Here is a 26,017-nt window from a genome sequence, read left to right as displayed (position 1 = left end):
GCTCGCTCGCTACGCGGGCACGCTCACTCACTCGCTACGCGTAGCGGACCGGCATCTCCTTGATCCCGTTCAGCCACCCCGACCGCAGCCGCTTCTCCGGGCCCGTGCGGGTGATGTTCGGAGCCAGGTCGGCGATGGCGTTGAAGATGAACTTGATCTCGGTCCGGGCCAGGTTGGCGCCGATGCAGTAGTGCGCGCCGTGACCGCCGAAGGCCAGGTGCGGGTTGTGCTCGCGCTTGATGTCGAAGACGTGCGGGTCGGTGAAGACGTCCTCGTCGTAGTTGGCGCTGGCGTAGAACAGCCCGACCCGCTGGCCGGCCTTGATCTGCTGGCCGCCGACCTCGGCGTCCTCCAGGGCGGTGCGCTGGAACGACGTCACCGGGGTCGACCAGCGGATCACCTCGTCGACCATCGTCTCGGGACGTTCCTCGACCCAGAGGTCCCACTGCTCGGGGTGGTCGAAGAACGCCTTCATGCCGTGCGTCGTCGCGTTCCGCGTGGTCTCGTTGCCGGCCACGGCCAGCGCGATGACGAAGAAGCCGAACTCGTCGTCGGTCAGGCCACGACCGTCGACGTCGGCGTTGACCAGCTTGGTGACGATGTCGTCGCGCGGGTTCGCCTTGCGGTCGGCCGACAGCCCCATCGAGTACATGAGCACCTCGGCGGCCGCAGCGGCCGGATCGTTGTCCTCACGCGCCAGGTCCTCGTCCTCGGCGCCGGTCATCTGGTTGGTCCAGTCGAAGATCTTGATGCGGTCCTCGGCCGGGATGCCGAGCATGTCGCCGATGACCTCGAGGGGGTACTGCGAGGCGATCTGCTCGACGAAGTCGCCGCTGCCGGCCGCCACCGCGTCGGCGACGATCCGGCGCGCGACCTCCTCGAGGCCCTCCTCGAGGGCTCCGATCGCGCGCGGGGTGAAGCCGCGGCTGATGATCGAGCGCAGCTGGGTGTGCTCGGGGGCGTCCTGGTTGATGATGACGACCTGGGTCATCTCGATCGACTCGCGGGTCGAGGTCTCGGGGTTGCGGATGATCACGCCGTTCTCGCGACTGGAGAACACCTTGTTGTTCTTGGAGACGGCCAGCACGTCGGCGTGCTTGGTCACCGCCCAGTAGCCGTTGCCCGAGGCCTCGGACATCCCGGCGCGCGCATTCTCCGGCTGCTCGACCCAGAAGACCGGCTGTGCCGAGCGCAGCGCGGCGAACTCGTCGTACGGGACGCCGGCGAGGTTGGTGTCCGGGTCGGTGAAGTCGAAGCCGTGAGGCAGGATCTCGGTCGTCATGCTCGGACCATACAGATTCATACATGTGTATGTACAGAGTTCGAAAAGTGTATGATCTCGGCTGTGCTCGATCTCCGGTCAGTCTCGTGAGGACACACGGTTGGAGAGGTCAACCTCCGAGCGACGCCGACGAGGCCCGCGCCCGGATCCTCACCGCCACGCGCACCCGCCTCAGCGAGGCCGGGACGACGAGCACCTCCGAGGTCGCCGAGCTGATCGGCGTGACCCGGCAGACCGTGTACCGGTACTTCCCGACCACGGGGGACCTGCTCAACGCCGCCGCTGCCGACGCGGTGATCGGGCTTGAGGCGCAGCTGATCAAGCACGTCGTCGAGCACCTCGCGCGGACGGGTGGCGACGCCGCCGACGCGGCCGTCGAGATCGTGGCCTACGTCTACGAGCACCTGCGCGACGACCCGGCCCTCAACCGGCTGATGGCGCCGGGGCGGATCAGCAGCACGGTGGCCGGCCTGACCACGCCGTCGGCGATCGCGCTCGGCCGCGACTGGCTGGCGCACTTCCCGGTCGACTGGGAGGCGGTCGGTCTGGTCGGTGAGGCGCAGGCCGAGTTCGTGGAGCACCTGCTGCGCACGCTGCAGTCCTTCGTCGTCGACCCGGGGGAGCCGGCACGGTCGGGCGCCGAGCTGCGGGCGTACCTGCAGCGCTGGTTGGCGCCGGCGCTGCGTCGCTGACCGCTACTCCGGGATCGGCACGCCCATCGGGTTCAGGTGCGGCAGCGCACCTGCGTCCGCGATCGCGCGGGCCAGTCCGCCCAGCACGCTGCGGAACAGCGGCAGGTCCTCGGGCGAAGTCCGGGCCGAGAGCCGGTCGGTGTCGCCCTCGACCTGGTCGCGCAGCGCCTCGCCGGAGGGGGTCAGGCCCTGAGGCTCCACGAGGCCCCGGTCGGTCAGCCGCTGCACGGCTGCGTCCCACTCCTCGTCGGTCCAGCCACGGTTCGGCTGCAGCAGCTCGCGGGTGAGCGGACCGCGCACGCAGTGGGTCACGCTCGTCTCCAGGCCGCTCAGGCCGGCGTACGTGGCGGCGAGGACGTGCCCGTCGCCGCGGTGCTCGCGCAGGGCGGTGGTCGCCCACCACAACCGCGCCGGCAGGTCCTCGGGCACGGGCACCCCGCGCCACGCGGCGCCCAGGGTGCGGCCGTCGTACGCGGCAGCCTCGGCGGCCGTGACCAGGGCGTCGGTCACCCGCCGTACGTCGTCGGTGCTGCCGGCCTCGATCAGCGGGGCCAGCGTGCGGCGCACGGCCTCGAGGCGGACCTCGATAGCCTGCTCCGGGGTCACCCGACCCCACACCTTGGGAATCGCCTTCGCCACCATCCGAGGCGCGAAGCCGAAGAAGGCGGCTGTCACGACCTCCGGCCCGACGGCCCCCATCGGTGCGGCCCTGCCGGCGAAGTAGCCGTTCCAGAAGCCGTGCAGGCCGACCTCGCCGAGGCAGCCGAAGACCGACGGGTCGAAGTAGACGATGGCGTGCACCGGCTCGTAGAGCGACCAGAGCTCGCGCTCCGGACTCATCGCGGTCATGCCTGAGCCGCTTCCTGGCCCACCACGGCCAGGTTGCCGTCGGCGTCGGTGGTGAACAGCTCCACGCCCTCGGTCACGGTCGCGGCGTCGGCGCCCAGCGACACCGCGATCTTGTTCGCCGCGTTGCGCATCACGTCGAGCACGACCTCGACGACCTGGAGGTCGGTCAGGTGCTCGCGCGCGGCGGCGATCACGTCACCGGGCACGTCGTACGGCGTCCAGATCAGCGCGTCGGTCAGGCCGAGCGCCGCCTTCACCGGTTCGGGGAGCGCGCTGTCCTGCCAGTCGTCGACAGCGGCGAAGAGGGCGTCGTCCGCCCCTGCGGCGATCGCGTCCTGGCTGCGCCGCGACTTGCAGACGGCGCAGTCGTGCAGCCGGGCGCCGCGGAGGCGGACCAGCTCGGTGGTGGTCGCGTCGAGGGAGTGCAACCGGGCGACGACGACCATGAACTCTTCGAGGAGCGCCCAGCTGTCCCCGTCGTACGGGTCGACCTGCGGCCAGCTGTTCTCACCGAGCACTGCGTCCAGGACCGCGCGCACCCGCGGCACGAAGTCGGCGGCGTAGATCTGTTGCACGACCGCGAACGCCTGGTCGCCGGTAGCGGCGAAGAACGCGGCCCGCTGCTCCGCGTCGATCGACGCGACGTCGAGGGTGAACTGGTCGGCGAACTCGGCGACGGCGAGCTCGTTCCGGTCCGGTGCGGGCAGGGCGGCCACCTGGGCGAAGACGCTCGCGACGTCCGGAACGAGGACGTCGAGCAGGGAGGAGGTTCCGGTCACCCGCCTAGCGAACCACGAACCTCTGTCACCGACCTGACACACTCATCAGGTGTTCAAGTCGTTCAGCACCGTTCCGATCGGCGTCTGGGCAGGCGCGGTCGTCGTCCTGCTCGCCGCCTGGCTCAAGGACGGCTGGGGCTTCATCCTCGGTGCGCTCATCATCGGCTTCACGATGTTCACCACCGCGTACGCCGAGAAGCAGCGTCAGGCCGAGGCGGCCGAGCCCGAGGACGACGGCTGGGGCGTCCCTCCGGAGGAGCCCCCGGCCCGCTGAGGCCGAAAGTCTGCGTGCCGAACACCTGACCTTCCGCAGCGGTTCACCGGGCGTTCGCCTGGCGCTGTGAGGTTCGGGCTGCCCTGCTCCACATCTGGATACCCGAGGTCGCTCTCCATGCACATCGCTGAGATGAACACGTTCCGAACCCGTTCCGTCATTCCGGCCGTCATCGGACTGTTCGCCCTCGTGCTGGCGGGCCTCGTCCTGGTCGCCCCAGCGTTCGCCGCCGACTCCGACGTCAAGATCAACGAGTTCTCCTCGAACAACCCCGACTTCGTCGAGCTGATCAACACCGGCTCCGGGTCGGTCGACATCTCCGGCTGGGTCCTGAAGGACAACAGCGAGAGCAACCCCTACACGGTCCCGGCCGGCACGACGCTGGCGGCGGGCGAGATCCGCGGGTTCTCGGGCGAGGGGGTCGAGTTCGCGTTCGGTCTGGGCAACGGTGACTCGGTCCGCCTCTTCACGCCGGGCAGTGCGACGCTGATCGACAGCGTCGTGTACGCCGCGCACCCCGCCGCCGGGAAGAGCTGGGGCCGCTGCCCCGACGGCACCGGCTCGATCGTCCTGACCCAGGCGGCCACCAAGGGCTCGGCCAACTCCTGCGGCGTCCCGGACTCTGCGGTGAAGATCAACGAGTTCTCCTCGAACAACCCCGACTTCGTCGAGCTGTACAACACCGGCTCCGGTCCGGTCGACCTCAGCGGTTGGCAGCTCAAGGACAACAGCGAGAACAACATCTACACGTTCCCGGCCGGCAGCAGCATCGCCGCGGGTGAGTTCAAGGGCCTCAGCGGCGAGAGCGTGGAGTTCGCGTTCGGCCTCGGCAACGGCGACTCGGTCCGGCTCTACAGCGACGCCGACCTGGTCACCCCGCTCGACTCCTACTCGTACCCCGCGCACCCTGCCGCCGGGAAGAGCTACGCGCGCTGCCCCAACGGCACCGGCTCGTTCGTGATCAGCGCCGCTGCGACCAAGGGTGCGTCGAACTCCTGCCCGTTGCCCGCCGGCGCCGAGAACATCAAGGTCAACGAGGTGCAGTCCGACCCGGCCGACCTGGTCGAGCTGACGAACGTCGGGGAGACCACCGTCGACCTCGGTGGCTACGTCCTCAAGGACAACGACGACACCCACCTGTTCACGATCCCGACCGGCACCTCGCTGGCCGCGCACGGCTACGTCACCTTCGACGTCAACGTCTCCTTCGGCCTCGGCAAGGGCGACTCGGTCCGTCTGTACACCCCGGACCTGGCCAACCTGCTCGACTCCACGACGTACCCGCCCGACACGCACGCCGCCAACTGGGGCCGCTGCCCCGACGGCACGGGAACCTTCGGCACGATGACCAGCACGCTGGGTGCCGGGAACGCATGCGCCCCGGCCGGCCCGCCGGACGTGGTCATCAACGAGGTCGAGTCCAACGGCGACCAGGTCGCCGACTGGGTCGAGCTCAAGAACCGGGGCGCCTCGCCGTTCAACATCTCCGGCTGGAAGATCGTCGACGGTGACCCCGCGCACGCCGCGACGCCGGTCGTCGTCCCGGCCGCGACCACCATCCCCGCAGGCGGTTACTACGCGATCTACACCGAGATCAACCAGACCCCCGGCTTCGGCCTCGGGGTCGGCGACTCGGTCACCCTCTACCTCGCCGACGGCACCACCCAGGTCGACACCACCACCTGGGGCGCGCACTCGCCGACCACCTGGGGGCGCTGCCCCGACGGCACCGGCACCTTCGGTGACACCACCACCTCGACCCGCGGTCTGGCGAACGCCTGCAGCCCGGTCCGGATCAACGAGGTCGAATCCGACGGCGGCAGCCCGGCCGACTGGGTCGAGCTGGTGAACATCAGCAACGCCCCCGTCGACGTGTCCGGATTCGTGCTGAAGGACAACGACGACGCGCACTCCTACGCGATCCCCGCGAGCACGTCGATCGCCGCGAAGGGCTACCTCGTCCTCAACCAGGCCGACCTCGGCTTCGAGCTCGACAACGCCGACTCGGTGCGGCTGTTCGCCGCCGACGGCAGCACGCTGATCGAGACCTACACCTGGGCCTCGCACGCCGCCCAGTCCTACGGCCGCTGCAAGGACGGCGTCGGGAACTTCGCCGACACCAAGGCCACCACCAAGGGTGCGGCGAACTCCTGCCCCGGCCTGGAGACGACTCCCTGGCCCGGTGGCCAGACCGTCACCACCGCGGACAAGACCGAGACGTTCCTCCAGGACCTCTCCGGCCTGGTCTTCGACCCGACCGACCCCAACACCCTGTGGGCCGCGCAGAACAAGAAGGGCACGCTGTTCAAGCTGACCCGCGACGCCGACAACAACTTCGTGCCGGTCTCCGGTTGGCCGAAGGACCCGAAGTACCCGAGCGGCACCGGCGCCCCGGACACCGAGGGCATCACCCTCGGACCGGACGGGTTCGTCTACCTAGCCTCCGAGCGCAACAACGACGCCAGCGGCGTCAGCCGGATGTCGGTGCTGCGCTACGACCCGGCCGCGACCGGGACGACGATCAGCGCCACCAACGAGTGGGACCTGACCAGCAAGATCCCGGCAGCCGGCGCGAACCTCGGCCTCGAGGGCATCACCTGGGTCCCGGACTCCTACCTCGTCGGCAACGGCTTCGTGGATCCGACCACCGGATCGGCGTACACCCCGTCGACCTACCCGAACCACGGCACCGGCCTGTACGCCGTCGCGGTGGAGGCCACCGGCGCGGTGCACCTGTTCGCGCTGAACAACGACGGCACCAGCTCGACCCTGGTCGCGACGATCGCCAGCGGCTTCCCGGCCCTGGCCGACGTCGACTTCGACCCGGAGCTCCAGCGGATCCGCGCGGTCACCGACGACACCGTCGACGGCAAGACCTCCCTGCTGAAGATCGACGCTGCCGGAGCCTTCGTCGTCGACGCCGCGTTCGACCGCCCGGTCGGGATGCCGAACCTCAACAACGAGGGCCTCGCCGTCGCTGCGCAGAGCACCTGCGTCGCCGGCAAGAAGGAGGTCCTCTGGTCCGACGACGGTGACACCGACGGGCACTCGCTGCGTCGCGGGACGATCAGCTGCATGGTCCTCGAGCTCACCGCTCCGGTCCCGACCGTGTCCGGTACGCCGGCCGTCGGCCAGACGCTGACCGCGACGCCCGGCACCTGGGGCCCGGCCCCGGTCGCGCTGACCTACCAGTGGTTCGCCGGTGCGGACCCGATCGACGGAGCCACGTCCTCGACCCTGGTGCTGGGTCCGGCGCAGCTGACCAAGACGATCACCGTCAAGGTGACCGGGACCAAGACCGGCTACCCGACCACGACCAAGACGTCGGAGGCCACCGCCGCGGTCGCGGCGGGTGCGCTGACCGCGCCGGTCCCGACCATCGGCGGCACCGCCAAGGTCGGCGAGACGCTGACAGCCACCGTCGGCAGCTGGGGTCCCGACCCGGTCGCGCTGACCTACCAGTGGTTCGCCGGCGCGGACCCGATCAGCGGCGCCACCGGCACCACGCTGGCGCTGGGAGCGGCCCACGCGGCCAAGGTCATCACGATCGCCGTCACCGGGACCAAGACCGGGTACGCGACGACGACGAAGACCTCGACCGGCACCGCCGCGGTCGTCAACGGCACGCTGACCGGACCGGTCCCGACCATCAGCGGCACCGTCAAGGTGGGCGGGACGCTGACCGCGACGGCCGGCACCTGGGGTCCCGACCCGGTCGCGCTGACCTACCAGTGGTTCGCCGGCTCGACGCCGATCGCCGGCGCGAACGGGACGACCCTGGTGGTCCCGGCCAGCCAGGTCGACTCGAACATCACCGTGGTCGTCACCGGCACCAAGGCCGGCTACACCACGCTGGCGAAGACGTCCGCCCCGACGGCCCCGGTGGGCCCAGGGACGCTCTCGGCGTCGACCCCGACGATCTCCGGTACGCCGGCGCTCGGTGCGACCCTGACCGCCACCCCGGGCACCTGGGGGCCGGACCCGGTCAAGCTGAACTACCAGTGGCTGAGCAACGGCGGCCTGATCGCCGGCGCGACGACCAGCACGCTGGTCCTGGCCCCGGCCCAGGTGGGCACCGAGATCACGGTCGTGGTCGCGGGCACCAAGCTCGGCTACACCTCGGCGTCGCGGGTCTCGGCCGCCACGGCGACCGTCACCGCGGGCTCGCTGACGGCTCCGACCCCGACGGTCACCGGCACGGCCAAGGTCGGCGTCAAGCTGACCGCAGTCCCGGGCACCTGGGGGCCGGCGTCGGTGGCGCTCACGTTCCAGTGGTTCGCCAACGGCATCGCGATACCCGGTGCCACCGCCTCGACCTTCACGCCGACCGGTGCGCACGCCGGCCGCTCGGTGACGGTGAAGGTGACCGGCACGAAGACCGGTTACACCACCCGGACGGTCGCGTCGGCCGGCAAGACCGTGGCAGTGGGGACGCTGACCACCGGCAAGCCCAAGATCACCGGCACGGTGAAGGTCGGCAAGACGCTGACGGCGACCGCGGGGACCTGGGGGCCCGCGCCGGTCACGCTCAAGTACCAGTGGAAGATCGGCGGCAAGTCCGTGTCCGGTGCCACCGGCAAGACCTTCAAGGTGCCGGCCTCCGCCAAGGGCAAGAAGATCGCGGTCACGGTGACCGGTACCAAGACCGGCTACAAGACGGTCGCGGTCACCTCGGCCTCGACGAAGAAGGCCGCCGGTCGCTGATCCCTGAAGACGTCGTCGGTCGGCCTCCCGTGATCCGGGAGGCCGACCGATCTCGTTCTGCGGGAGGACGCTAGGTGATCGAGTAGTTCACCCACGCGCCGGTCGCGGCGGCGACCGCGTGCAGCCGCGAGTTCGAGTCGCCCACGCGGGGGAGGTCGAACGTCGAGCCGATCCCCGTGCACGCCGCGGCGGCATCAGCAGCGAGCACGGGCGCGGTCAGCGTCCAGGTGCTGCCGGACAGGCAGGCTGCTGGGTGCAGGTCGGTGCACGGTGCAGCGGCCCACCGGCCGTCGGGCCGCTGCAGGGTGCAGCTGCCTGCGCCCGCGCGTGGCTCGTCCGGAGCCCAGCTCCACAGCGTCGACTGGATCCGCCCGTCCTCGGGCAGCAGCTGGTCGAAGCCGTAGAGGTTCACGCCGCAGCTGGTCATCGCTGCGACCTTCTCCGGTGTCAACGCCTCCGGGTCGGCCGGCTTGCGCGACGGGTTCAGCAGCGTGGAGACCAGGGTGGTGTCCTCGAAGTAGCGCACCATCTGGCTGTCGTAGGTGCTCTGCCCGTAGGTGCCGTCGCACGCCGGGAACGCCTGGTACGCCGAGGTCTTGCCGCCCTCGACGTGCACGCCGTTCCAGTCGAAGACCGAGCCGGACCAGCCGGGTGCGCACTTGCCGACGAGCACGACGCGTGCGCCCGAGGCGCGCACCGCGTCCCGGGTGGTGTCCAGCGACAACGGGACGCAGCCGTTCGCCGCCTTCTGCGTCGGGTCGGGCTTGTAGATGAGGGACGTGCCGTCGGGTCGCTTGAGCACCTTGCCCAGGGTGTCGACCGCCGAGGCGTAGGCCTTCGCGTCGCCGAGGTTGTCCTCCAGGTAGAGCAGGATCACCTCGTTGCTGTTGGCAGGTGTGTTCAGCCAGCTCGCGACCTCCGGGAGCACCCCGGTGAACGGCTTCTCCCAGGTGCAGCCGAGGTGGCCGACCTCGGCGCCCTGGCCGTGGCAGACCGTGACGGTCTTCGGTCCGAGGAGCCCGAGGATGCCGGGGATGTAGTGCAGGTCGAGCTCGATCGAGCGGACGTCGATGTCGAGCTGCTGCGTCAAGGTCAGCTGCTGGTTGGAGTCGGCGTGCGAGAGCGTCAGGCCGTTGGCCAGCGAGTTGAACGAGTTGTGGGTGCCGATCCACTGCGCGTCGCGGAACGGCAGCGGGTCACCGAGTGCGGACTGGAACTCGGCTGTCTGGTGGACCCACGAGGTCTGGTAGGCGTCGCGCGCAGCCTGGGTCACCTTGTGGGCCAGCGGTAGCAGGCACAGCGCATCCGGTACGCCGACCCGGCGGCACTCGGTGGCCAGGGCGTCGAACGTCTTGCCGAGCGCGACGCACGGGATCGCGTAGGGGCTGATCGAGTCGCACGGCTCGGTCGGGGACGGGGTCGCGGCGGGCGGGGCGGCCCAAGAAGCGGCATTGCCTGTCGTCGGGGTGAGGGCGAGCAGGCTGCCGGTCAGGAGCAGGGCAGCGGCCAGCGCACGGAAGAACCTGGGAGGGGTCATCGGGCCACCTTGGCAGCGCGGAGTGACCCAGGCCACACGTTCGGACAAAAAAGTGCGGCGCGGAGGTACGTCAGGTGGTGGCGTTCTCGCGCTCGCCGAGGAGTCCGGCGCGGTCGGCCAGGACCTCGAACAACGCGGTCGCGAACGGCGGGATGCTGGCGACCAGGGCGAGTGCCCCGACGCGGAACGACCAGCCGAAGACCCGCCAGGCGGTGAGCGTGATCAGCACGTAGGCCAGGAAGATCCCGCCGTGGATCGGTCCGAAGATCTTCACACCGACCTCGGTCGTCTCCGGCACGTACTTGACGTACATCCCGATCAGCAGGCCCAACCAGGAACAGGCCTCGGCGAAGGCGATGACGCGGAACCAGGTTCTGACACGGGAGGGCTCGTTCACGGCGTCACCGTACCCAGTCGGTGGTTGAGCCTTCGGTCGGTGGTTGAGCCTGTCGAAACCTCAGTCGGTCTTGAGCCTGTCGCTGATCGCCCCCGCCGCCACCGCGATGATCGGGATCCACAACGGCACCAGCATGAACATCATGATCGGGGCGAAGGCCTTGATGAGCTCTCCCACGGGCGTTCCTCTCGTCGGTGGCGGACGCCTCCAGCCTGCGCCGCCCCGACGTACGTGGGTCAGGTCGGTGGCGCACCAATTCCGGCGACGGGACTGTGCGCGGGGACCAATGCCGCGGTGCCGAGCCAGCGGCACGCGATCAGCGCGAGCTCGAGCTCGAGGCGGTCCTCGTCCAGCCCCCGACCGCGGGCCTCGACCGCGCGGTCGACCCGGTACTTCACCGTGTTCTTGTGCAGGTGCACCAGCTGTGCGGTGGCCGCGAAGCTGTTCCGGGTCGAGAGGAAGACGCGCACCGTCTCGCGCAGCCGCTCGGCGCTCTCGGAGTCCTCGGCCAGGTCGCCGAGGGCATCGGCGACCAGGCGGCGGGTGCCGTCGAGGTCGCCGGCGAGCAGCGCCGCCGCACGGACCGAGGGATCGCCGTACGACGTGACGGGTTGGGCCTGCTCCTGCGCCACCATCGCCACCGACTGGGCGCGCAGCGCGTCCAGGTGGGTACGCCGGAACCCGTCCGGCCCCGACGCGGGCGTACCCACCGCGATCAGGACGCCGTCGTCCTCGGCGACGTCGAGGTCCTCGGGACTCGGCACTTCGTTGCGCGCACCGAGCGGGATCCACCCCCACGCCATCGCGCGGTCCTGGGCGGCGAACAGTGGCTGCGCGCTGCTCCCGACGGCGCGGGCGAGGCGACCGAGCAGCCGCTCGAGGTCGCGCAGCTCACCGCCGGGCGCGACGTCGTGGGGGCGCCAGAGCACGACGCCGAGGTGGTGCTGGCGGAGCCGGTAGCCCAGCGCGGTCTCTGCCTGGGCGACGTCGGCGACGCCCGAGTCGAGGAGGTCGGTCAGAACGACCGCGCGCACCGTGTTGCGGTTGGCCAACCAGCGCTCGCGCTCGGCCTCGTAGACCACGAGCACCTGCTCGGAGACCGCGTCGATGTAGCGAAAGGTGATCGCGGTGAACGCCTGGCCGGCGGTGTAGGCGACCATCGGGTCGGACTCCTCGTCGGCGATCCGGGCGAGGCTCCAGGCGAGTGCGTTCTCCTGGCCGAGGCGGTATGCACGCAGCAGAGCGCTGGAGGAGATGCCGCGCTGGGCGAGGCGCCGCGCGTACTCGACCGCGGCCGGTGGTGCCTGGATCTCGGACGCCGGAAGGTCGTAGCGGACGACCAGCGAGATGGTCTCGAGGTTGCCCTCGATGCTGGCACGCAGCAGGTCGAGGATGACGTGATCGCCCTGGAGCTCGGTGATCGAAGCGGACAGCACGCCGAACAGGTCGTGGGTCAGGCCGGTCAGGTTCTGCGACATCCGCTCTGCCGTCGCGCTCACGCGCTCGGTCGTACGGCGGTTGAAGTCGTCCTCGGTCAGCGGCACGCTTCATGCTCCCAGACCAAAGGAAGGTGCGGAACTGTCCCGCACGGACGCATTTTCCGAACGAATCTTGTGCCATCAGCACAGTGTCCGCGGAGATCTCGGGGCCCTAGCCTCACTCCATGGGATTCATCAACCCGAGCGACCCGCCGGTCGAGCCGGCCGTCTTCCTCAAGCTCCCGCTGACCGAGCGGATCCGGATCCTGGCGGTGAACTGGGTCGACGACGGCTTCGGCACCCCGCGCGTGCTGAACATCGTGTACGTGCTGAAGATGCTCGGTCTCTACTTCGCGGTCGGGCTCGCGATCACGTCGTGGACGACCACCGGCGTCGCGTTCACCGATCCGAGCACCTGGTTCGACAACATCGTCGTCTACCAGAAGCTGGCGGTCTGGCTGATGCTGCTCGAGGTGCTCGGCCTCGGTGGCGCTTTCGGCCCGCTGTGCGGGCACTTCGCGCCGATGCTCGGCAACGTCCGCTTCTGGGTCCGACCAGGCACCCTGCGGATGGCCCCGTGGGGGACGCGGGTCCCGGGCACCGGCGGCGACGAGCGGACCGTCGGAGACGTGGTCCTGTACCTCGTCGTGCTGGCCAGCCTCGTCTACCCGCTGGTGATCCCGGCCGAGGTCGTGCCGCACGTGCCGGTCGGTACCGGGCCGCAGGAGCTGGTGCCGGCGTACGCGTTCATCCCGATCCTGGTCGCGATGCCGCTGATGGGTCTGCGCGACAAGGTCATCTTCCTGGCCGCACGGTCCGAGCAGTACCTGCCGATCATGCTGTTCTCCGCGACGCTCGGGGCGATCGCCCTGCAGAGCGACGCCTCGAACGGAGACTTCGTCGACCTGGTCGTCGCGTTCAAGATCATCATCTGCGTCGTCTGGATCGGGGCCGGGACCTCGAAGCTGGGCCTGCACTTCTCCAACGTCGTCCCGGCGATGGTCTCCAACCAGCCGGGGCAGCCGCGTTTCGCCAAGCGCGCGCACTACCGGAACTTCCCCGAGGACCTGCGGCCCAGCAAGCTGGCGTTCTTCATGGCCCACGTCGGCGGCACCACGATCGAGATCCTGATCCCTCTGGTGCTGCTGCTGACCACCAGCAACACGGTCGCGATGCTCGGTGCGATCGCGATGCTGCTCTTCCACATCTTCATCACCTCGACGTTCCCGCTCGCCGTGCCGCTGGAGTGGAACGTGTACTTCGGCTACATCGCGATCGTGCTGTGGGGAGGGTTCGGCGACGGCTTCGACGCGTCGGTCTACAACATCTGGGAGTTCGACAAGCCGCTGCTGCTGATCCCCGTGTTCGCACTCCTCCTCTTCGGCCCGGTGCTCGGCAACCTGCGCCCCGACCTGGTCTCGTTCCTGCCCTCGATGCGCCAGTACGCCGGCAACTGGGCCTCGGCGATCTGGTTGATGAAGCCGGGCATCGAGGACCGGCTCAACGAGCTGCCCCTGGTGGAGAACCAGATCGACCAGCTGCAGCGGATGGCGCCGATGCCGTACGAGAAGGACGACGCGGAGATGACCCTGCAGAAGGTCAACTCCTGGCGGTCGCTGCACAGCCAGGGGCGCGGCCTGTACTCGGCGGCGCGGGTTCACCTCGACGACATCGACACCCGGACCATCCGCGACGGCGAGTTCGTCTGCAACGTGATCCTCGGCTGGAACTTCGGCGACGGTCACCTGCACGACGAGCGGATGATCGCCGCGGTGCAGAAGCGGCTGAACCTGGAACCCGGTGACCTGGTCGTCGCCTACTGCGAGTCGCAGCGCACGCCGTGGCTGAACCCGCCGCAGGAGTACCGCGTCATCGACGCGGCCCTGGGCATCGTCGAGCGTGGCACCTGGAACGTCTCGGACTGCGTGGCCGAGCAGCCCTGGCTGCCGAACGGGCCGATCCCGTTGACGACTACCTGGACCGCCCCCGGGTACGTTCGGCAGCAGACGCTGACGAGCGGCGCGACGACCTGATGCGCAACGGCAAGGTGGAGACCTGATGAGCAGGGCAGTGGTGGTCGGCAGCGGCCCGAATGGTCTGGCCGGAGCCGTCCGGCTCGCGCAAGCGGGCCTGGAGGTCACGGTGCTGGAGGCGGCCTCGGTCGCCGGCGGTGGCACCCGGACCACCGAGCGGATCGTGCCCGGTCTGCTGCACGACGACTGCTCGGCGTTCCACCCGACCGGCGTCGCCTCGCCGTACCTCTCGACACTGGGGCTGGCCGAGCACGGGTTGCGCTGGCTGTGGCCCGAGGTCGAGTTCGCGCACCCGCTCGACGACGGTCGCGCCGGCATCGTCACGCGGACGATGAGCGACACGGACCGGACGATCGGCGCGGACGCCCGGTCGTGGCACCGGGTCTTCGGTCCGCTCGCTCGCACCTTTCCGAAGATCGCCGTCGACGCCATGGGACCCGCGGTGCACCTGCCCAAGCACCCGATCGCGTTCGGTCGGTTCGGTCCGCAGGCGCTGATGCCGGGGACGCTGACGGTGAAGCACTGGAAGGGCGACCCGGCGCGCGCGCTCTACATGGGCGTCGCGGCACACGCGTTCGGTCGGCTCGACACCCCGCTGAGCGGTTCCATCGGGCTGATGCTGACGGCAGCGGCGCACCACGCCGGGTGGCCTGTCGCCGAAGGTGGCAGCCAGTCCATCGCGAACGCGCTGATCAGCAAGCTCGAGTCCCTGGGCGGCAGCGTCCGCACCGACGTCCGGGTGGCCTCGCGGGCCCAGCTGGCCGAGGAGGTCGGTTTCGAGCCTGACGTCGTGCTGCTCGACCTCGCACCCGCCGGCGTCCTCGACCTGTACGGCGACGTGCTGCCCGGGCGCATCAAGCGCGCCTTCACCAAGTACGAGTACGGGCCCGCGGTGCACAAGGTCGACTACGCGATCGAGGGCGACGTGCCCTGGACCAACGAGGACTGTCGCCGGGCCGGGACCCTGCACATCGGCGGCACCGCCGAGGAGATCGTGTCCGTCGAGGCGGCGACCGCACGGGGTGAGATGCCCGAGCGCCCGTTCGCCCTGGTCGGGCAGCAGTACCTCGCCGACCCGTCCCGCTCGGCAGGGTCGGTGAATCCGCTCTGGGCCTACGCGCACGTCCCGGCCGGCTACACCGGTGATGCCACCGAGGCGCTGACCGCACAGATCGAGCGGTTCGCCCCGGGCTTCCGCGAGCGCATCGTGGGGACCTACGTACGGTCGGCCACCGACATGGCGTCGTACAACGCGAACTACATCGGCGGCGACATCGGCGCCGGCGCGAACACCGCACGCCAGATCGTCTTCCGCCCCCGCCCCGCGCTCAACCCGTACACGATCGGGGTGAAGGGCGTGTACCTCTGCTCCTCCGCCGCTCCGCCCGGAGGGGGAGTACACGGCATGGGCGGCTTCCACGCCGCGGAGACCGCACTCCGCAAGCTGTAGTTGTGTGCCTGAGCGCGCGCTGTAGCGCGCGCTCAGGCACACGACCTGCGGTCACACGGGCTCAATCCCGGCAGCGTGCCGCTGGGCCAGCTCCTGGTAGTACGGCGGGTTGCCGTGCAGCCAGAACTGCGGCATCGATCCGTCCTCGATCGGCTTCTTCACCACCGCGGGGGAGCCGGCCGCCAGGACGCCGTCGGGGACCTGGGTGCCCGGGGTCAGCAGCGAGCCGGCGGCGATCAGCGACCCCGCGCCGATGACGACGTCGTCGAGCATCGTGCTGCCGTTGCCGAGCAGCGAGCCCTCACCGAGCAACGAGCCGTGCACGACGCAGCTGTGGGCGACGGTCGCGTTGGCGCCGATCTCGACGGTGGTGTGCGGGGCGCCGTGCACGACGGAGTTGTCCTGGATGTTGGCGCCCTCGCGCACGATGATCGTGCAGATGTCCGCGCGCAGGACGGCGCCGTACCAGACGCTCGCGCCCTTCTCGATCGTCACGTCGCCGATCAAGGTCGCGGTCGGGGCGACGAACGCCTCGGGGTGCACGGTGGGGCTCTTGCCCTCGAACGAGTAGAGGTTCACGCAGGGAACGCTACTGGGGTGTGTTCGGTCCGGACGTCTCGGCAGGCTCGACGACCGGGGCGGGCTCGCCCTCGACCGTTTCCTCGTCCGGTCCCGGCTCCCGCTGCGTCGGTACGCCGCTCGCCGTTCCTGGTGTCGTCAGCACCGGCTTGGGGATGCGGGTGTCCTCGATCGTCACCTCGACCGGCTCGGGGATCCCGTTGAAGGTCATCAGCTCGCGGGTCCAGCCGAGTGTCTCCTCGAGCGCCCGTGCCGTGCCCGGCCCCATCAGGATCTGACCGTCCTGAGCCCGGCTGCACAGACGCGCCGAGAGGTTCACGGTGGTGCCGATGGCGGCGTACTCGAGCTGCTGCTCGGTGCCGATCGCACCGACCGCGCACTCGCCCGACGAGATCCCGATGCCGACGCCGAGCGGTGTCTCCGGTGTCGCCCACTTGTCGGTGACGGTACGGACCCGCTCGATCATGTGCCGCGCCAGGCGCAGGCCGACCCGGGTGTGGTCGGGCCTCGGGTACGGCGCTCCCACCAGGATCAGCGCGCCGTCGCCGGCGAAGTCCTTGACGGTCGCGCCGTACTCCTTGGCCGCGTCGATCACCACGGCGTAGTACTCCTGGAGAACCTGGACCATGAACTCGGCGCCGTGCGCCTGGGTGAAGCTGGTGAACCCGCGCAGGTCGATGCTCACCGCGGTGAGGCTGTAGATCTCCGTGCGGATGTCGGTGTGCAGGCCGGAGAGGTGCGCGGTCTCGGCGATGTCGGGGGAGACGAACCGTGCCATGTTGCTGCGCTCGTCGAAGAGCGCGTCCTGCTGGCTCTCGATGATGAGGTGGTCGACGTAGGTCTGCCGGGTGATCCACTCGATCGCCAGGTTCAGCACCATGCCCGACAGCAGTGCCGTGATCGGGATGAACAGGCCGACCGCGAGCTGCTCCTCGGTGATCTTGTCGTCGGCGTAGTGCTGGATGGTCGCGGCCGCCGCCAGGGCGACGTACGGGCTCACCGAGAGCAGAGCCGTGCGCGGTAGCAACCGGAACATCGTCAGTCCGAAGAACGCGGCCATCGTGACGCAGGCGCCGGTCAGTGCCAGGTCGTCGGTCTGGTAGGTCAGGGCGACCGCGAGGATGCCGCCGACCAGGTTCGCGAGAGAGCTCCAGATCCCGGTCAGGTGGCTGCGGTCCTCGCTGCGCGAGACCACGACACCGAGGAGCAGGAGCCCGATCATCGCGGGGATCAGCGTCATCCCGAGGACGCGGTACTGGCCGTAGCCCAGCGCGCCGAAGGTCACCGCGACGAACGCGCAGAACGCGGCGCCCGCGGCGCCGTACATGGCGACCTGGGCGAACGCACGGACGTGGTCGCCGCGCCAGGACCGGTAGTCCTGCTCGACGGCGTCATCGACGAAGCGCAGCCCCCGCCGGCTCTCCGGTGAGGTGAGCTCCGATACGACCGGCCAACCGTCAGGCCTGGTCATCCCCCGTGGGCCTGTCAGTCACCCTGATCGCGCTGAAGCCGCTCTTCGGTGGCGCCGGTGAGGGCCTCCTTGAAGTGCGGGATCTTCGCGTTCAGGTCCGCCACGGTCTCGGCGGTGAAGTGCAGCGCCTCGAGCGGGGTCTCGGTGACGACGGTCGCCGAGCGGAGCTTGTGGTTGACCAGCGCCATCTCGCCGACCAGGTCGCCGGCGCCGACGCGCGCGACCTCCTCGCCGGAGCGGCGTACGGAGACCTCACCCGCGAGGATCAGGTACGCCTTGTCGGCCGGGGTGTTCTCGGACATCATCGCCCAGCCCTCGGGGACGGTCAGGTAGGTCGCCGCGTCGACGACCATCCGGATCTCGTCGTCGCTGAAATCCTTGAACCTGTCCAGCGCCGCGAGCTGCTGGATGCGCGCGTTCTCGCCTGACTCTTTGCCGAACATCCTCAGGACTCCTCTCGTGGCGACCGAGGTCGCGCAGGGCTGCTCCCTACCGGCTGATTCTCTGGGTTGGGAGCACGCTTGTCCATCACCCCTCCACGAACGCGCCGCGCGGTCGTTCGGCGCCGTTGGTCGGCCCCGTGAGGAGGTGGCGACGCAGCAGTCTCGGAGGTTGGTGCTCGTGCTCGGCGCAGGCACCGGGGCACTAGATGCCGTTGTTGAAGATGCCCTTGCCCTCGCCGCCGTACAGCGCGATACCGAGGGCGACCACGAGCAGGATCAACCACAGCCGCTCGAGGATGATGCGTGTCGTCCGGCTCGCGATCAGCTCACGGGCCCGCGCCGGTTCGACCGACAGGCTCAGCGCCAGCACGGAGACGCCCGCGATGAACGCCATCAGTCCCGTGGAGAACATGCCCCAGAGCCAGCCGAAGCTGAGCGGGATACCGACCAGTGCTGCGGTGCCGAAGTGCTCGTCGGCGCCGGCGATGCGGGCGGGCAGCACGAACAGACTGAGGCTGATCCAGAACGGCAGCAGGATCGACCAGACCCTCCGGGTCTGCTTGCTGAACCGCTTGCGCTCCAGCCACAGCAGCACGGTCAACGCGTACGGCGGGCCGCCGACGAACCAGCCGAAGAACAACCAGCCGACCTTGGTGGTGGGGGTGTCCTGCAGGACCAGGCCGACGTCCTCGCTGAACTCGAGGCCGGCGACGAGGGAGATCGCTGCGAAGACAGCGAGGGCGATGACGAACCGCTGCCGGTCGGACCGGTCGGTCCGGGAACTCCCCATGGGGGAAATCTACTGTCCGGCGGGCGATCTGCCCGAATCGCGCGTTTGGGCGCGGCGTTTCCTACGTCCCCGCCTCCCTGGACTGCACCTGTTTTCCTCGCTTCGCTCGTCAACGTGGCTTCGCCCACTCGGCCACGAGCAAGCTCGGGCGCTCGCTAGGCTCGCCACGTGCCCCTCGCCCTGACTCTGCTCGACTCGGTGCGCTGGAACGGGGAGCCGGTGGTCGGCGAGCGTCCCCAGGCACTCCTGGCCGCGCTGGCGTCCGCGGGCAGGGTCGTCCGGTCCGAGCTGCTGGTCGAGGGGATCTGGGGTGACGACGTCCCGGCCAACCCGGGTAAGGCACTGCAGGTGCTGGTCTCGCGCACCCGGACGGCGTGCTCGCCGGACGCAGTCGTGCGTGACGGCGACGGCTACCGCCTCGGCATCCCGGCGGACGAGGTCGACAGCAGCCTGCTTGCTTCGCTGGCCGCGAGTGCCCGCACCACCTTCGAGCGCGACCCGGCGACTGCCGCTGCCCGCGCCGCCGAGGCGCTTGAGCTCGGAGCAGGGTTGGTGGCTGCCGGCGATGCGATCGGCCCCCTGGCCGACGTACGGCGCGACGCGGCCGACGACCTGCGCACCGCGGCAGTCGCCTGGGCTCGAGCGTCCAGCCGGCTGGGTGACCACGCCGACGCCCTGCCGCGGTTGGAGGCGGCCGCGCAGCAGAGTCCCGACGACGAGGGCCTGCTGGTCGACCTGCTGCGCAGCGAGGCCGCGGTCCGCGGCACCGGCGCTGCGCTCGAGCGGTTCGAGCTGCACCGCACCGACCTGCGCGACCGGCTCGGTGCCGACCCCGGTGCAGAGCTGCAGCGGATGCACGCCGAGCTCCTCGCCGCGGACAGCCCCGTGCGGGAGGGCGTGCACTACGAGGCCACGACGCTGCTCGGTCGCGAGCAGGACATCCGCCGTCTGCACGCTCTGCTCGGCACCACCCGTGTCGTGTCGATCCTCGGTCCGGGTGGTCTCGGCAAGACCCGTCTCGCCCACGTCCTCGGACGCGAGGCCAGCCAGCCGGTGGTGCACTTCGTCGAGCTCGTCGCGGTGACCTCGCCCGACGACCTGATCGGTGAGGTCGGCTCCGCGCTGGGCGTGCGTGACTCCGTGAGCGGCCGACGTGCGCTGACGCCGGAGCAGCGTGCCGACGTTCGGGCCCGGATCGCGCAGCACCTCGACCAGTCGCCGAGCCTCCTCATCCTCGACAACTGCGAGCACATCGTGGCCGCGGTCGCGGACCTGGTGGCCTACCTGGTCGCCACCACCCGGACGCTGCGGGTGCTGACGACGACCCGGTCGCCGCTCGCCATCTCGGCCGAGACCGTCTACCCGCTGGGCGAGCTGGACCTCGACGACGGTGTCGAGCTGTTCCGGCAGCGCGCGGTGGCGGCTCGTCCGGACGTCCAGATCGACGGCGTTGTGCGCGAGATCGTCGAGCGCCTGGACGGTCTTCCCCTGGCCATCGAGCTGGCCGCCGCCAAGGTGCGGGTCATGTCGACGGCCGACATCGCACGTCGGCTGGAGAACCGGTTCGCCCTGCTGCGCGGTGGGGACCGCAGCGCTCCCGACCGGCACCAGACGCTCCTCGCCGTCATCGACTGGTCGTGGAACCTGCTCAGCGAGGACGAGCGGCACGCCCTGCGCTGGCTGTCCCTCTTCCACGACGGCTTCACCCTCGACGCCGCCGAGACCGTCCTCGGACCGATCGCGCTGGACGCCGTCCAGAACCTCGCCGACCAGTCGCTGGTGACCGTGGTCGAGGCCCCGAGCGGGATCCGCTGCCGGATGCTCGAGACGGTCCGGGAGTTCGGTCGGATGCAGCTCGTGGAGTCCGGGGACGAGGACGCGGCGCAGTCGGCGCACCGCGGCTGGGCCGTCGAGTACGCCGTCCGGCACGCGGCCGGCCTGATGGGTCCCGGTCAGTTCGCGGCCGTCGACGCCTTCCGGGCCGAGGACAACAACCTCGCCGACGTGCTCCGGCAGGCCGTCGCCGCCCAGGACCCCTCGACCCTGGTGTCGATCCTCGCGGGCCTCGGCGGCTACTGGATGATCCTCGGCGACCACGCGCGGGTCTTCACGCTCACCGACGCGGTGGCGGAGACGGTGCGTGGCTGGACCCCGCCCGACGACGTCGCGGACTCCGCGCGGTCCGCACTCGCGGTCACGGTGAACAACGGGATGATCGGCAACACCCGCCACATCGAGGAGCTGCGCGAGCACCTGCGCCGTCTCGGCCCGGGTGACGGGGATCCACGCATCCAGGCGATGGTCACCTTGATGAAGGACTTCGACCCCAGCGATGCCCTCGGCTTCGTGGCCAACCTGGACGTGCTCGTCACGAGTTCCGACCGGCACCTCGCGGTCGGTGCGCTGCAGTGGCAGAGCCACGCGCTGGAGAACATCGGGGACCCGGAGGCCGCGATGGCCTCCGCCCAGCGGGCGATCGCGATGACCACGGCAGAGGACGGGCCGTGGACCCGTGCGATCCTGCACACGCAGCTCGCCCAGCTGACGATGCAGCTCGGGCACCACGAGGACGCGGTCGAGCACGCCAAGGCGGCGCTGCCCGTGCTCGAGCGGCTCGGGGCCCGCGACGACTCGCTGCAGCTGCGCTCGCTGGTGGTGCTCTCGCAGATCCTCGAAGGACGCCTCGACCAGGCGGCTCTGGAGATCACCCACCTCGACAAGGCCGAGGAGACCGAGGGCGTCTTTGGCGGCGGACTGGTGATCGACCTCGCCACCGCAGAGCTCGCTCTGGCGTGCGGAGACACCGAGGAAGGGCTCGCGCTCTACCGCGAGGCGGTGCTCAAGGTGCGTACCCTCGAGTTCCCCGGCATGGCCACGACGGGACTCGAGCCGTGGGTGCTCTTCGCGGAGGCGGCGGCGCTGACCGCCTACGCGTACGACGACAACGACGACGGGTTCGCCCGCGAGCTGTTCGCGAACAACCTCGGCCGACTCGCGCTGGTGCTCGACCCGGAGTACCCCTACCTCGACTTCCCGGTCTGCGGGCTGGGCCTCTTCGCGCTCGGCGCATGGGCGCTGCAGCACGACGCGCTCCCAGTCGAGGACGCCGTCCGGCTGCTGGTGCTGGCGGACCGGTTCGCCTACAACCGGAGCATCCCGACGATGTCGTGGGCCCGCATCGCTGCCGAGGCGGAGACCCGTGCCCCAGGGTTGCTGGAGCAGACCCAGGCGGAGTACGGCGTACGACGAGGCCCGGACCTCCTGGAGGAGACCCGGGCCTACGTCGGCTCGTTGAACCGTTAGAGGTGCTTCTTGTAGCTCCGCACCGAGAGCGGGGCGAAGATCGCGATGACCACCAATCCGGCCAGGATCGTCCACCCGACCTCGCCGGTCACCGCGCCGTCGTTGGCGAGGTCGCGTGCCGCGGTGACCAGGTGCGAGACCGGGTTGATCTTCACGAACGATGCGAGCCCGTCGGGAAGCGTGTCCACCGGGACGAACGCGTTGGACAGGAACGTCAGCGGGAACAGGATCATCATCGAGAAGCCCTGCACCGCCTGCGCGCTCTTGGCGATGGTGCCGATCCAGGTGAAGGCCCAGGCCATGCACCAGCCGGTGAAGATCGCCATCAGGATCGCGCCGGTCACCCCGAGCACGCCGCCGCCGGGCCGGTAGCCCATCACGGCGATGCCCATCGCGAAGGTCAGCGTCGCGGCGATCGTGTAGCGCAGCAGGTCGGCCACCATCGGTCCGGCGAGCGGGGCGATCCGTGCGATCGGCAAGGACTTGAACCGGTCGAAGACGCCCTTGTCCATGTCCTCACGGAGCTGGACGCCGGTCGCCATGCAGGTGGTCAGCACGGTCTGGGCGAGGATGCCCGGGATCATGATCGGCAGGTAGCTCTTCACGTCGCCGCTGATCGCGCCCCCGAAGATGTAGGCGAACATCGCGGTGAACAGGATCGGCTGGATCGTGACGTCGAAGAACTGCTCCGGGTTGCGACGCATCTTCTTGGTCGCCCGCCAGGCCATCGACAGGGTCTGGCTGACGGTCTGGCCGAAGGTGTTGCGCGGGTCGGTCCGCGCCACGATCTCGACGGTGTCGAGGACGACGGCCGATCGTCGGGTGTTGTCTGGTGTCGCGATGGTCATCGGGCTGCCTCCAGCTCCAGGTCGGTGGTGGGATCGGTCGGGGCGTCCTCGCCGGTGTCGTGGCCGGTGAGGGCGAGGAAGACCTCGTCGAGGGTCGGCTTGTCGACGGTGACGGCGCTGATGCTGACTCCGGCCTGCCGCAGGGCGATCAGCACGTCGCCCGCGCGGTCGGCCTCGGCGAGGGCGACGTTCATCCGACCGGACTCCGGGGTGAGCACCGGCTCCTCGCCGACGACCACCCGGACGATGTCGATCGCCAGGTTCTGGTCCGAGCCCTCGGCGAGCTGCAGCTGCAGGGTCGAGTCGCCGACCGAGGTCTTCAGCTCGTCGGGAGTGCCCTCGGCGACCTTGACGCCGCGGTCGATGACGGCGATCCGGTCGGCGAGCTGGTCGGCCTCGTCGAGGTACTGCGTGGTCAGCAGGATCGTGCTGCCGTCCGCAACCAGGCCGCGGATGGTGTCCCACATCTGACCCCGGGTGCGCGGGTCGAGGCCGGTGGTCGGCTCGTCGAGGAAGATCAGCGGCGGACGGGTGATCAGGCTGGCCGCCAGGTCCAGGCGGCGGCGCATGCCCCCGGAGAACTGGGAGATCGGCTTGTCGGCCGCCTCCTCCAGGGCGAACTGGCCGAGCAGGCGGCTCGCGGTCGCTTTGGCCTCCTTGCTGGAGACGCCCTGGAGCCGGGCGAACAGCCAGAGGTTCTCGTTGGCGGTGAGGTTCTCGTCGACCGAGGCGTACTGCCCGGTGACGCCGAGCAGCTGGCGAATCCGGTGCGGCTCCTTGCGGACGTCGACACCGAAGATCGAGGCTTCGCCGCCGTCGATCGTCAGCAGGGTCGCCAGCATCTTCAGCATGGTGGTCTTGCCGGCGCCGTTGGGGCCGAGCACTCCGAAGATCTCGCCCTGGCGGACCTCGAGGTCGATGCCGCCGACGGCGGTGAACGGGTCGCTGGCGGGGCCGAAGGTCTTCACCAGGCCGGTGGCCCGGACTGCGTGCGTAGGTGTGGGGGTGAGTGGGGGGGTGGGCATCGTGATGCTCCTTCCTGGCCGGCTCGGGAGTGGGCCGGTCGGGACGAACCCTCCGCCGCCGCGGTTTCACGACGGCTTCACGGCGGTTTCAAGGCTCGGGCGTCAACCGGTTCGGAGGAGTTGGCAGCCGGATCGAGAGGGATGTCCGGTTCGTCCGAGCTCCGTTCGGCGTGCGGTCTAGCCCTGTTCAGCCACCTGTCGCGGGTTGTGCCTATTTTCGACAGCGAACATTCCGAAATTCGGGTTCGGCCAGCTCCTTCTCCCAGGGGTCGTCCGGTCGTTCGTCACGAGAGGTTCCATTTCCATGTCTTCATCTCCCCTCAGTGCGCGCCACCGTGCACTCAAGAGCTATCGGTTGCCGGTCGGGGTTGCCGTCGCTGCGGTAGTCACTGCCGGCCTGGTGTCCGGTCTCGGTCCCGCCGAGGCCGCCAACAAGGTCGTCACGGCCAACCTGGTCGACCAGTCCGACACCCGGGCCACCGGCCACAACGTCTTCGAGAACGGCAAGGTCCGCGTCTACACCGAGGGCGCGACCGCGACCGACAAGGCTGCTGGCTACTTCGACGTCAACCGCACGCTCTCCGCGGTTGCTGCGGTCGAGCCCACCATGTCGTGGACCGCCAACATCGGAGTGAACACCCTGCGCCCCGGCCTGCAGCTCAAGGTCGACTTCAACGGCGACGGCAGCATCGACGGCATCCTCGTCGGCGAGCCGACCTACGCCAACGGTGACCCGCTGTACGGCAACGTCTGGTGGGCCTCGAACAGCTCGGCTGCCTTCGTGAAGGCAGGCGCGCCCTCGCACTCCGGCGGCTACGGCTCCGATAACAACGGCACGCTGGCCCAGTGGAAGACCGCTTTCCCAGCCGCCAAGGTCGTCCAGGGTGGTTGGTCGCTCGGTTCGGGCGTCAAGGGTGACGGGTTCATCAACAACTTCGTCATCGCCGGCGACACGTACACGTTCGCCCCGGCCCCGGCCCAGACGACCAAGGTGCTGACCGCGGCCGATGTCGACACCTCGGAGACCCGGTCCCAGGGGACGAACACGTTCCTGCCCGAGGGTGGTGTGGAGATCAAGACGGTCCTTGCTCCGACCTCGAGCCAGGCCAAGTCTGCGGGCTACTTCAGCACCAACGCCCTGCCGCTGAGCGCGGCCGGTGAGCCGTCGCTCAACTACACCAACTACGAGGGCGCGCTCCTGCCTTCGACGCAGCTCGTCGTCGACTTCGACAACGACGGGCTGCCCGACGGCACGCTCGTCGGTGAGCCGAAGTACGCGAACGGCAACGTCCTGTACGGCAACGACTGGTGGCTGACCAACGGGTCGTCCGCGATCGTCAAGGCTGATGCTCCGCAGCACGGTGGTGGCTTCGGGTCCGAGAACCACGGCACCCTCGCCGAGTGGCGCGGCGTGTTCCCGCAGGCCAAGATCCTGTTCGGTGGCTGGTCCCTCGGATCGGGCGTTCAGGGCCACGGCGTGATCAACTCGATCACCATCGGGTCGACGAAGTACACCTTCATCGGCATCCCGCCGAACGCGGCTCCGACCGCGGCACCGGTCGCGGCGTCGACGCCGTTCGGTGCGGCCAAGACGGTCACGCTGGCGGGCTCGGACCCCGACGGTGACCCGCTGACCTACACGGTCGGTACGTCGGAGCAGGGCACGGTCTCCCTCAACGGGAACCAGGCCACCTTCACCCCGGCGTACGGCTTCAGCGGCACGGCGACCTTCGACTACACCGTGAAGGACGCAGGTCACCCGGCCGTCGGCAACACCGTGACCATCACGGTCGGTGCGCCGCCGGTCGACGCCGGCTTCGTCGTCAACGTGGACGTGTCCGGCACCACGGCCAAGCCTTTCGTCACGCTCTCGGGCAAGACGAACGCGCCCCTCCCGATCGCGGGCAGCATCACCGTCAGCGAGAAGGGGGTCCACCTCAAGGGGAGCGGCGTCATCGGACGCAACTTCTTCATCCAGGTCGGAACGCAGACCCGCGGCACCCACGTCTACGTGATCGCCTACGGAGGCAAGAGCGCGACGGTCGTCGTGAACCTGCCCTGATCGACCAGCACAGAGCTGCAG

At 69.8% G+C, this 26,017-nt stretch carries 19 protein-coding genes; 7 read left to right on the top strand and 12 right to left on the bottom strand.

Annotated elements, in window-relative coordinates:
* Window positions 1-34 precede the first annotated feature (34 nt).
* On the bottom strand, window positions 35-1,282 hold the full coding sequence (locus tag ABIE44_RS08365) for a cytochrome P450 (RefSeq protein ID WP_209719574.1): 1,248 nt from the start codon (window positions 1,280-1,282) through the stop codon (window positions 35-37).
* A gap of 86 nt (window positions 1,283-1,368) precedes the next feature.
* On the opposite strand from ABIE44_RS08365, the gene ABIE44_RS08360 reads away from it, so the two are divergent.
* On the top strand, window positions 1,369-1,974 hold the full coding sequence (locus tag ABIE44_RS08360) for a TetR/AcrR family transcriptional regulator (RefSeq protein ID WP_209719577.1): 606 nt from the start codon (window positions 1,369-1,371) through the stop codon (window positions 1,972-1,974).
* Between the two features lie 3 nt (window positions 1,975-1,977).
* Here the strand turns inward: ABIE44_RS08360 and ABIE44_RS08355 are convergent, their stop codons facing one another.
* Window positions 1,978-2,823, bottom strand: a complete 846-nt coding sequence (locus ABIE44_RS08355; RefSeq protein ID WP_209719580.1) for an SCO6745 family protein — start codon at window positions 2,821-2,823, stop codon at window positions 1,978-1,980.
* Window positions 2,820-3,602 carry a carboxymuconolactone decarboxylase family protein gene (locus ABIE44_RS08350; RefSeq protein WP_209719584.1) on the bottom strand — a complete coding sequence of 261 codons (783 nt, stop codon included), beginning with the start codon at window positions 3,600-3,602 and terminating at the stop codon, window positions 2,820-2,822. Before ABIE44_RS08350 ends, ABIE44_RS08355 begins: the two co-directional genes overlap by 4 nt.
* Window positions 3,603-3,651: 49 nt before the next feature.
* On the opposite strand from ABIE44_RS08350, the gene ABIE44_RS08345 reads away from it, so the two are divergent.
* Entirely contained in the window at window positions 3,652-3,876 is a 225-nt protein-coding gene (locus ABIE44_RS08345) for a hypothetical protein (protein ID WP_209719588.1), read from the top strand.
* 117 nt (window positions 3,877-3,993) lie between these two features.
* On the top strand, window positions 3,994-8,580 hold the full coding sequence (locus ABIE44_RS08340; RefSeq protein WP_209719591.1) for a lamin tail domain-containing protein: 4,587 nt from the start codon (window positions 3,994-3,996) through the stop codon (window positions 8,578-8,580).
* 70 nt (window positions 8,581-8,650) lie between these two features.
* Here ABIE44_RS08340 and ABIE44_RS08335 read toward each other — a convergent pair whose 3' ends face one another.
* The 3 genes from ABIE44_RS08335 to ABIE44_RS08325 all read right to left on the bottom strand — a co-directional run bounded on the left by ABIE44_RS08335 (window position 8,651) and on the right by ABIE44_RS08325 (window position 12,058).
* Entirely contained in the window at window positions 8,651-10,117 is a 1,467-nt protein-coding gene (locus ABIE44_RS08335) for a phosphoinositide-specific phospholipase C-related protein (RefSeq protein ID WP_209719594.1), read from the bottom strand.
* A gap of 70 nt (window positions 10,118-10,187) precedes the next feature.
* Entirely contained in the window at window positions 10,188-10,514 is a 327-nt protein-coding gene (locus tag ABIE44_RS08330; protein WP_209719598.1) for a DUF3817 domain-containing protein, read from the bottom strand.
* Between the two features lie 236 nt (window positions 10,515-10,750).
* Complete coding sequence (locus ABIE44_RS08325; RefSeq protein WP_354437934.1) at window positions 10,751-12,058, bottom strand: PucR family transcriptional regulator; 1,308 nt, start codon at window positions 12,056-12,058, stop codon at window positions 10,751-10,753.
* Window positions 12,059-12,177: 119 nt separating this feature from the next.
* On the opposite strand from ABIE44_RS08325, the gene ABIE44_RS08320 reads away from it, so the two are divergent.
* Together ABIE44_RS08320 and ABIE44_RS08315 are read left to right on the top strand one after the other, a co-directional pair.
* Window positions 12,178-14,025, top strand: coding sequence for a DUF3556 domain-containing protein (locus ABIE44_RS08320; protein ID WP_209719601.1), 1,848 nt, complete (start codon window positions 12,178-12,180; stop codon window positions 14,023-14,025).
* Window positions 14,026-14,050: 25 nt separating this feature from the next.
* Complete coding sequence (locus ABIE44_RS08315; protein ID WP_209719604.1) at window positions 14,051-15,475, top strand: phytoene desaturase family protein; 1,425 nt, start codon at window positions 14,051-14,053, stop codon at window positions 15,473-15,475.
* A 51-nt stretch (window positions 15,476-15,526) separates the two neighbouring features.
* Here the strand turns inward: ABIE44_RS08315 and ABIE44_RS08310 are convergent, their stop codons facing one another.
* The 4 genes from ABIE44_RS08310 to ABIE44_RS08295 all read right to left on the bottom strand — a co-directional run bounded on the left by ABIE44_RS08310 (window position 15,527) and on the right by ABIE44_RS08295 (window position 18,758).
* Window positions 15,527-16,054 (bottom strand): gamma carbonic anhydrase family protein, encoded by a 528-nt coding sequence (locus tag ABIE44_RS08310; protein WP_209719607.1) that lies wholly within the window; start codon window positions 16,052-16,054, stop codon window positions 15,527-15,529.
* Between the two features lie 10 nt (window positions 16,055-16,064).
* Window positions 16,065-17,525 carry an adenylate/guanylate cyclase domain-containing protein gene (locus tag ABIE44_RS08305; protein ID WP_209719609.1) on the bottom strand — a complete coding sequence of 487 codons (1,461 nt, stop codon included), beginning with the start codon at window positions 17,523-17,525 and terminating at the stop codon, window positions 16,065-16,067.
* A gap of 14 nt (window positions 17,526-17,539) precedes the next feature.
* The gene (locus tag ABIE44_RS08300; protein WP_209719612.1) at window positions 17,540-17,968 is read right to left on the bottom strand and encodes a Crp/Fnr family transcriptional regulator; all 429 of its coding nucleotides are present in this window, start codon (window positions 17,966-17,968) and stop codon (window positions 17,540-17,542) included.
* A 202-nt stretch (window positions 17,969-18,170) separates the two neighbouring features.
* Window positions 18,171-18,758, bottom strand: coding sequence for a hypothetical protein (locus ABIE44_RS08295; RefSeq protein WP_209719615.1), 588 nt, complete (start codon window positions 18,756-18,758; stop codon window positions 18,171-18,173).
* 168 nt (window positions 18,759-18,926) lie between these two features.
* Between ABIE44_RS08295 and ABIE44_RS08290 the strand changes: the two genes are divergently transcribed.
* Window positions 18,927-22,061 (top strand): AfsR/SARP family transcriptional regulator, encoded by a 3,135-nt coding sequence (locus tag ABIE44_RS08290; protein WP_209719617.1) that lies wholly within the window; start codon window positions 18,927-18,929, stop codon window positions 22,059-22,061.
* Here ABIE44_RS08290 and ABIE44_RS08285 read toward each other — a convergent pair.
* Window positions 22,058-22,909 (bottom strand): ABC transporter permease, encoded by an 852-nt coding sequence (locus ABIE44_RS08285; RefSeq protein ID WP_209719620.1) that lies wholly within the window; start codon window positions 22,907-22,909, stop codon window positions 22,058-22,060. The genes ABIE44_RS08290 and ABIE44_RS08285 overlap by 4 nt on opposite strands.
* Entirely contained in the window at window positions 22,906-23,934 is a 1,029-nt protein-coding gene (locus ABIE44_RS08280) for an ATP-binding cassette domain-containing protein (protein ID WP_209719623.1), read from the bottom strand. Before ABIE44_RS08280 ends, ABIE44_RS08285 begins: the two co-directional genes overlap by 4 nt.
* Window positions 23,935-24,238: 304 nt before the next feature.
* On the opposite strand from ABIE44_RS08280, the gene ABIE44_RS08275 reads away from it, so the two are divergent.
* Window positions 24,239-25,996: an Ig-like domain-containing protein gene (locus ABIE44_RS08275; RefSeq protein ID WP_209719625.1), complete on the top strand. Its 1,758-nt coding sequence runs from the start codon at window positions 24,239-24,241 to the stop codon at window positions 25,994-25,996.
* Window positions 25,997-26,017 lie beyond the last annotated feature (21 nt).

Source organism: Marmoricola sp. OAE513 (assembly GCF_040546585.1).
Classification (GTDB): domain Bacteria; phylum Actinomycetota; class Actinomycetes; order Propionibacteriales; family Nocardioidaceae; genus Marmoricola.
This window is presented reverse-complemented; position numbering and strand designations above follow the sequence as displayed.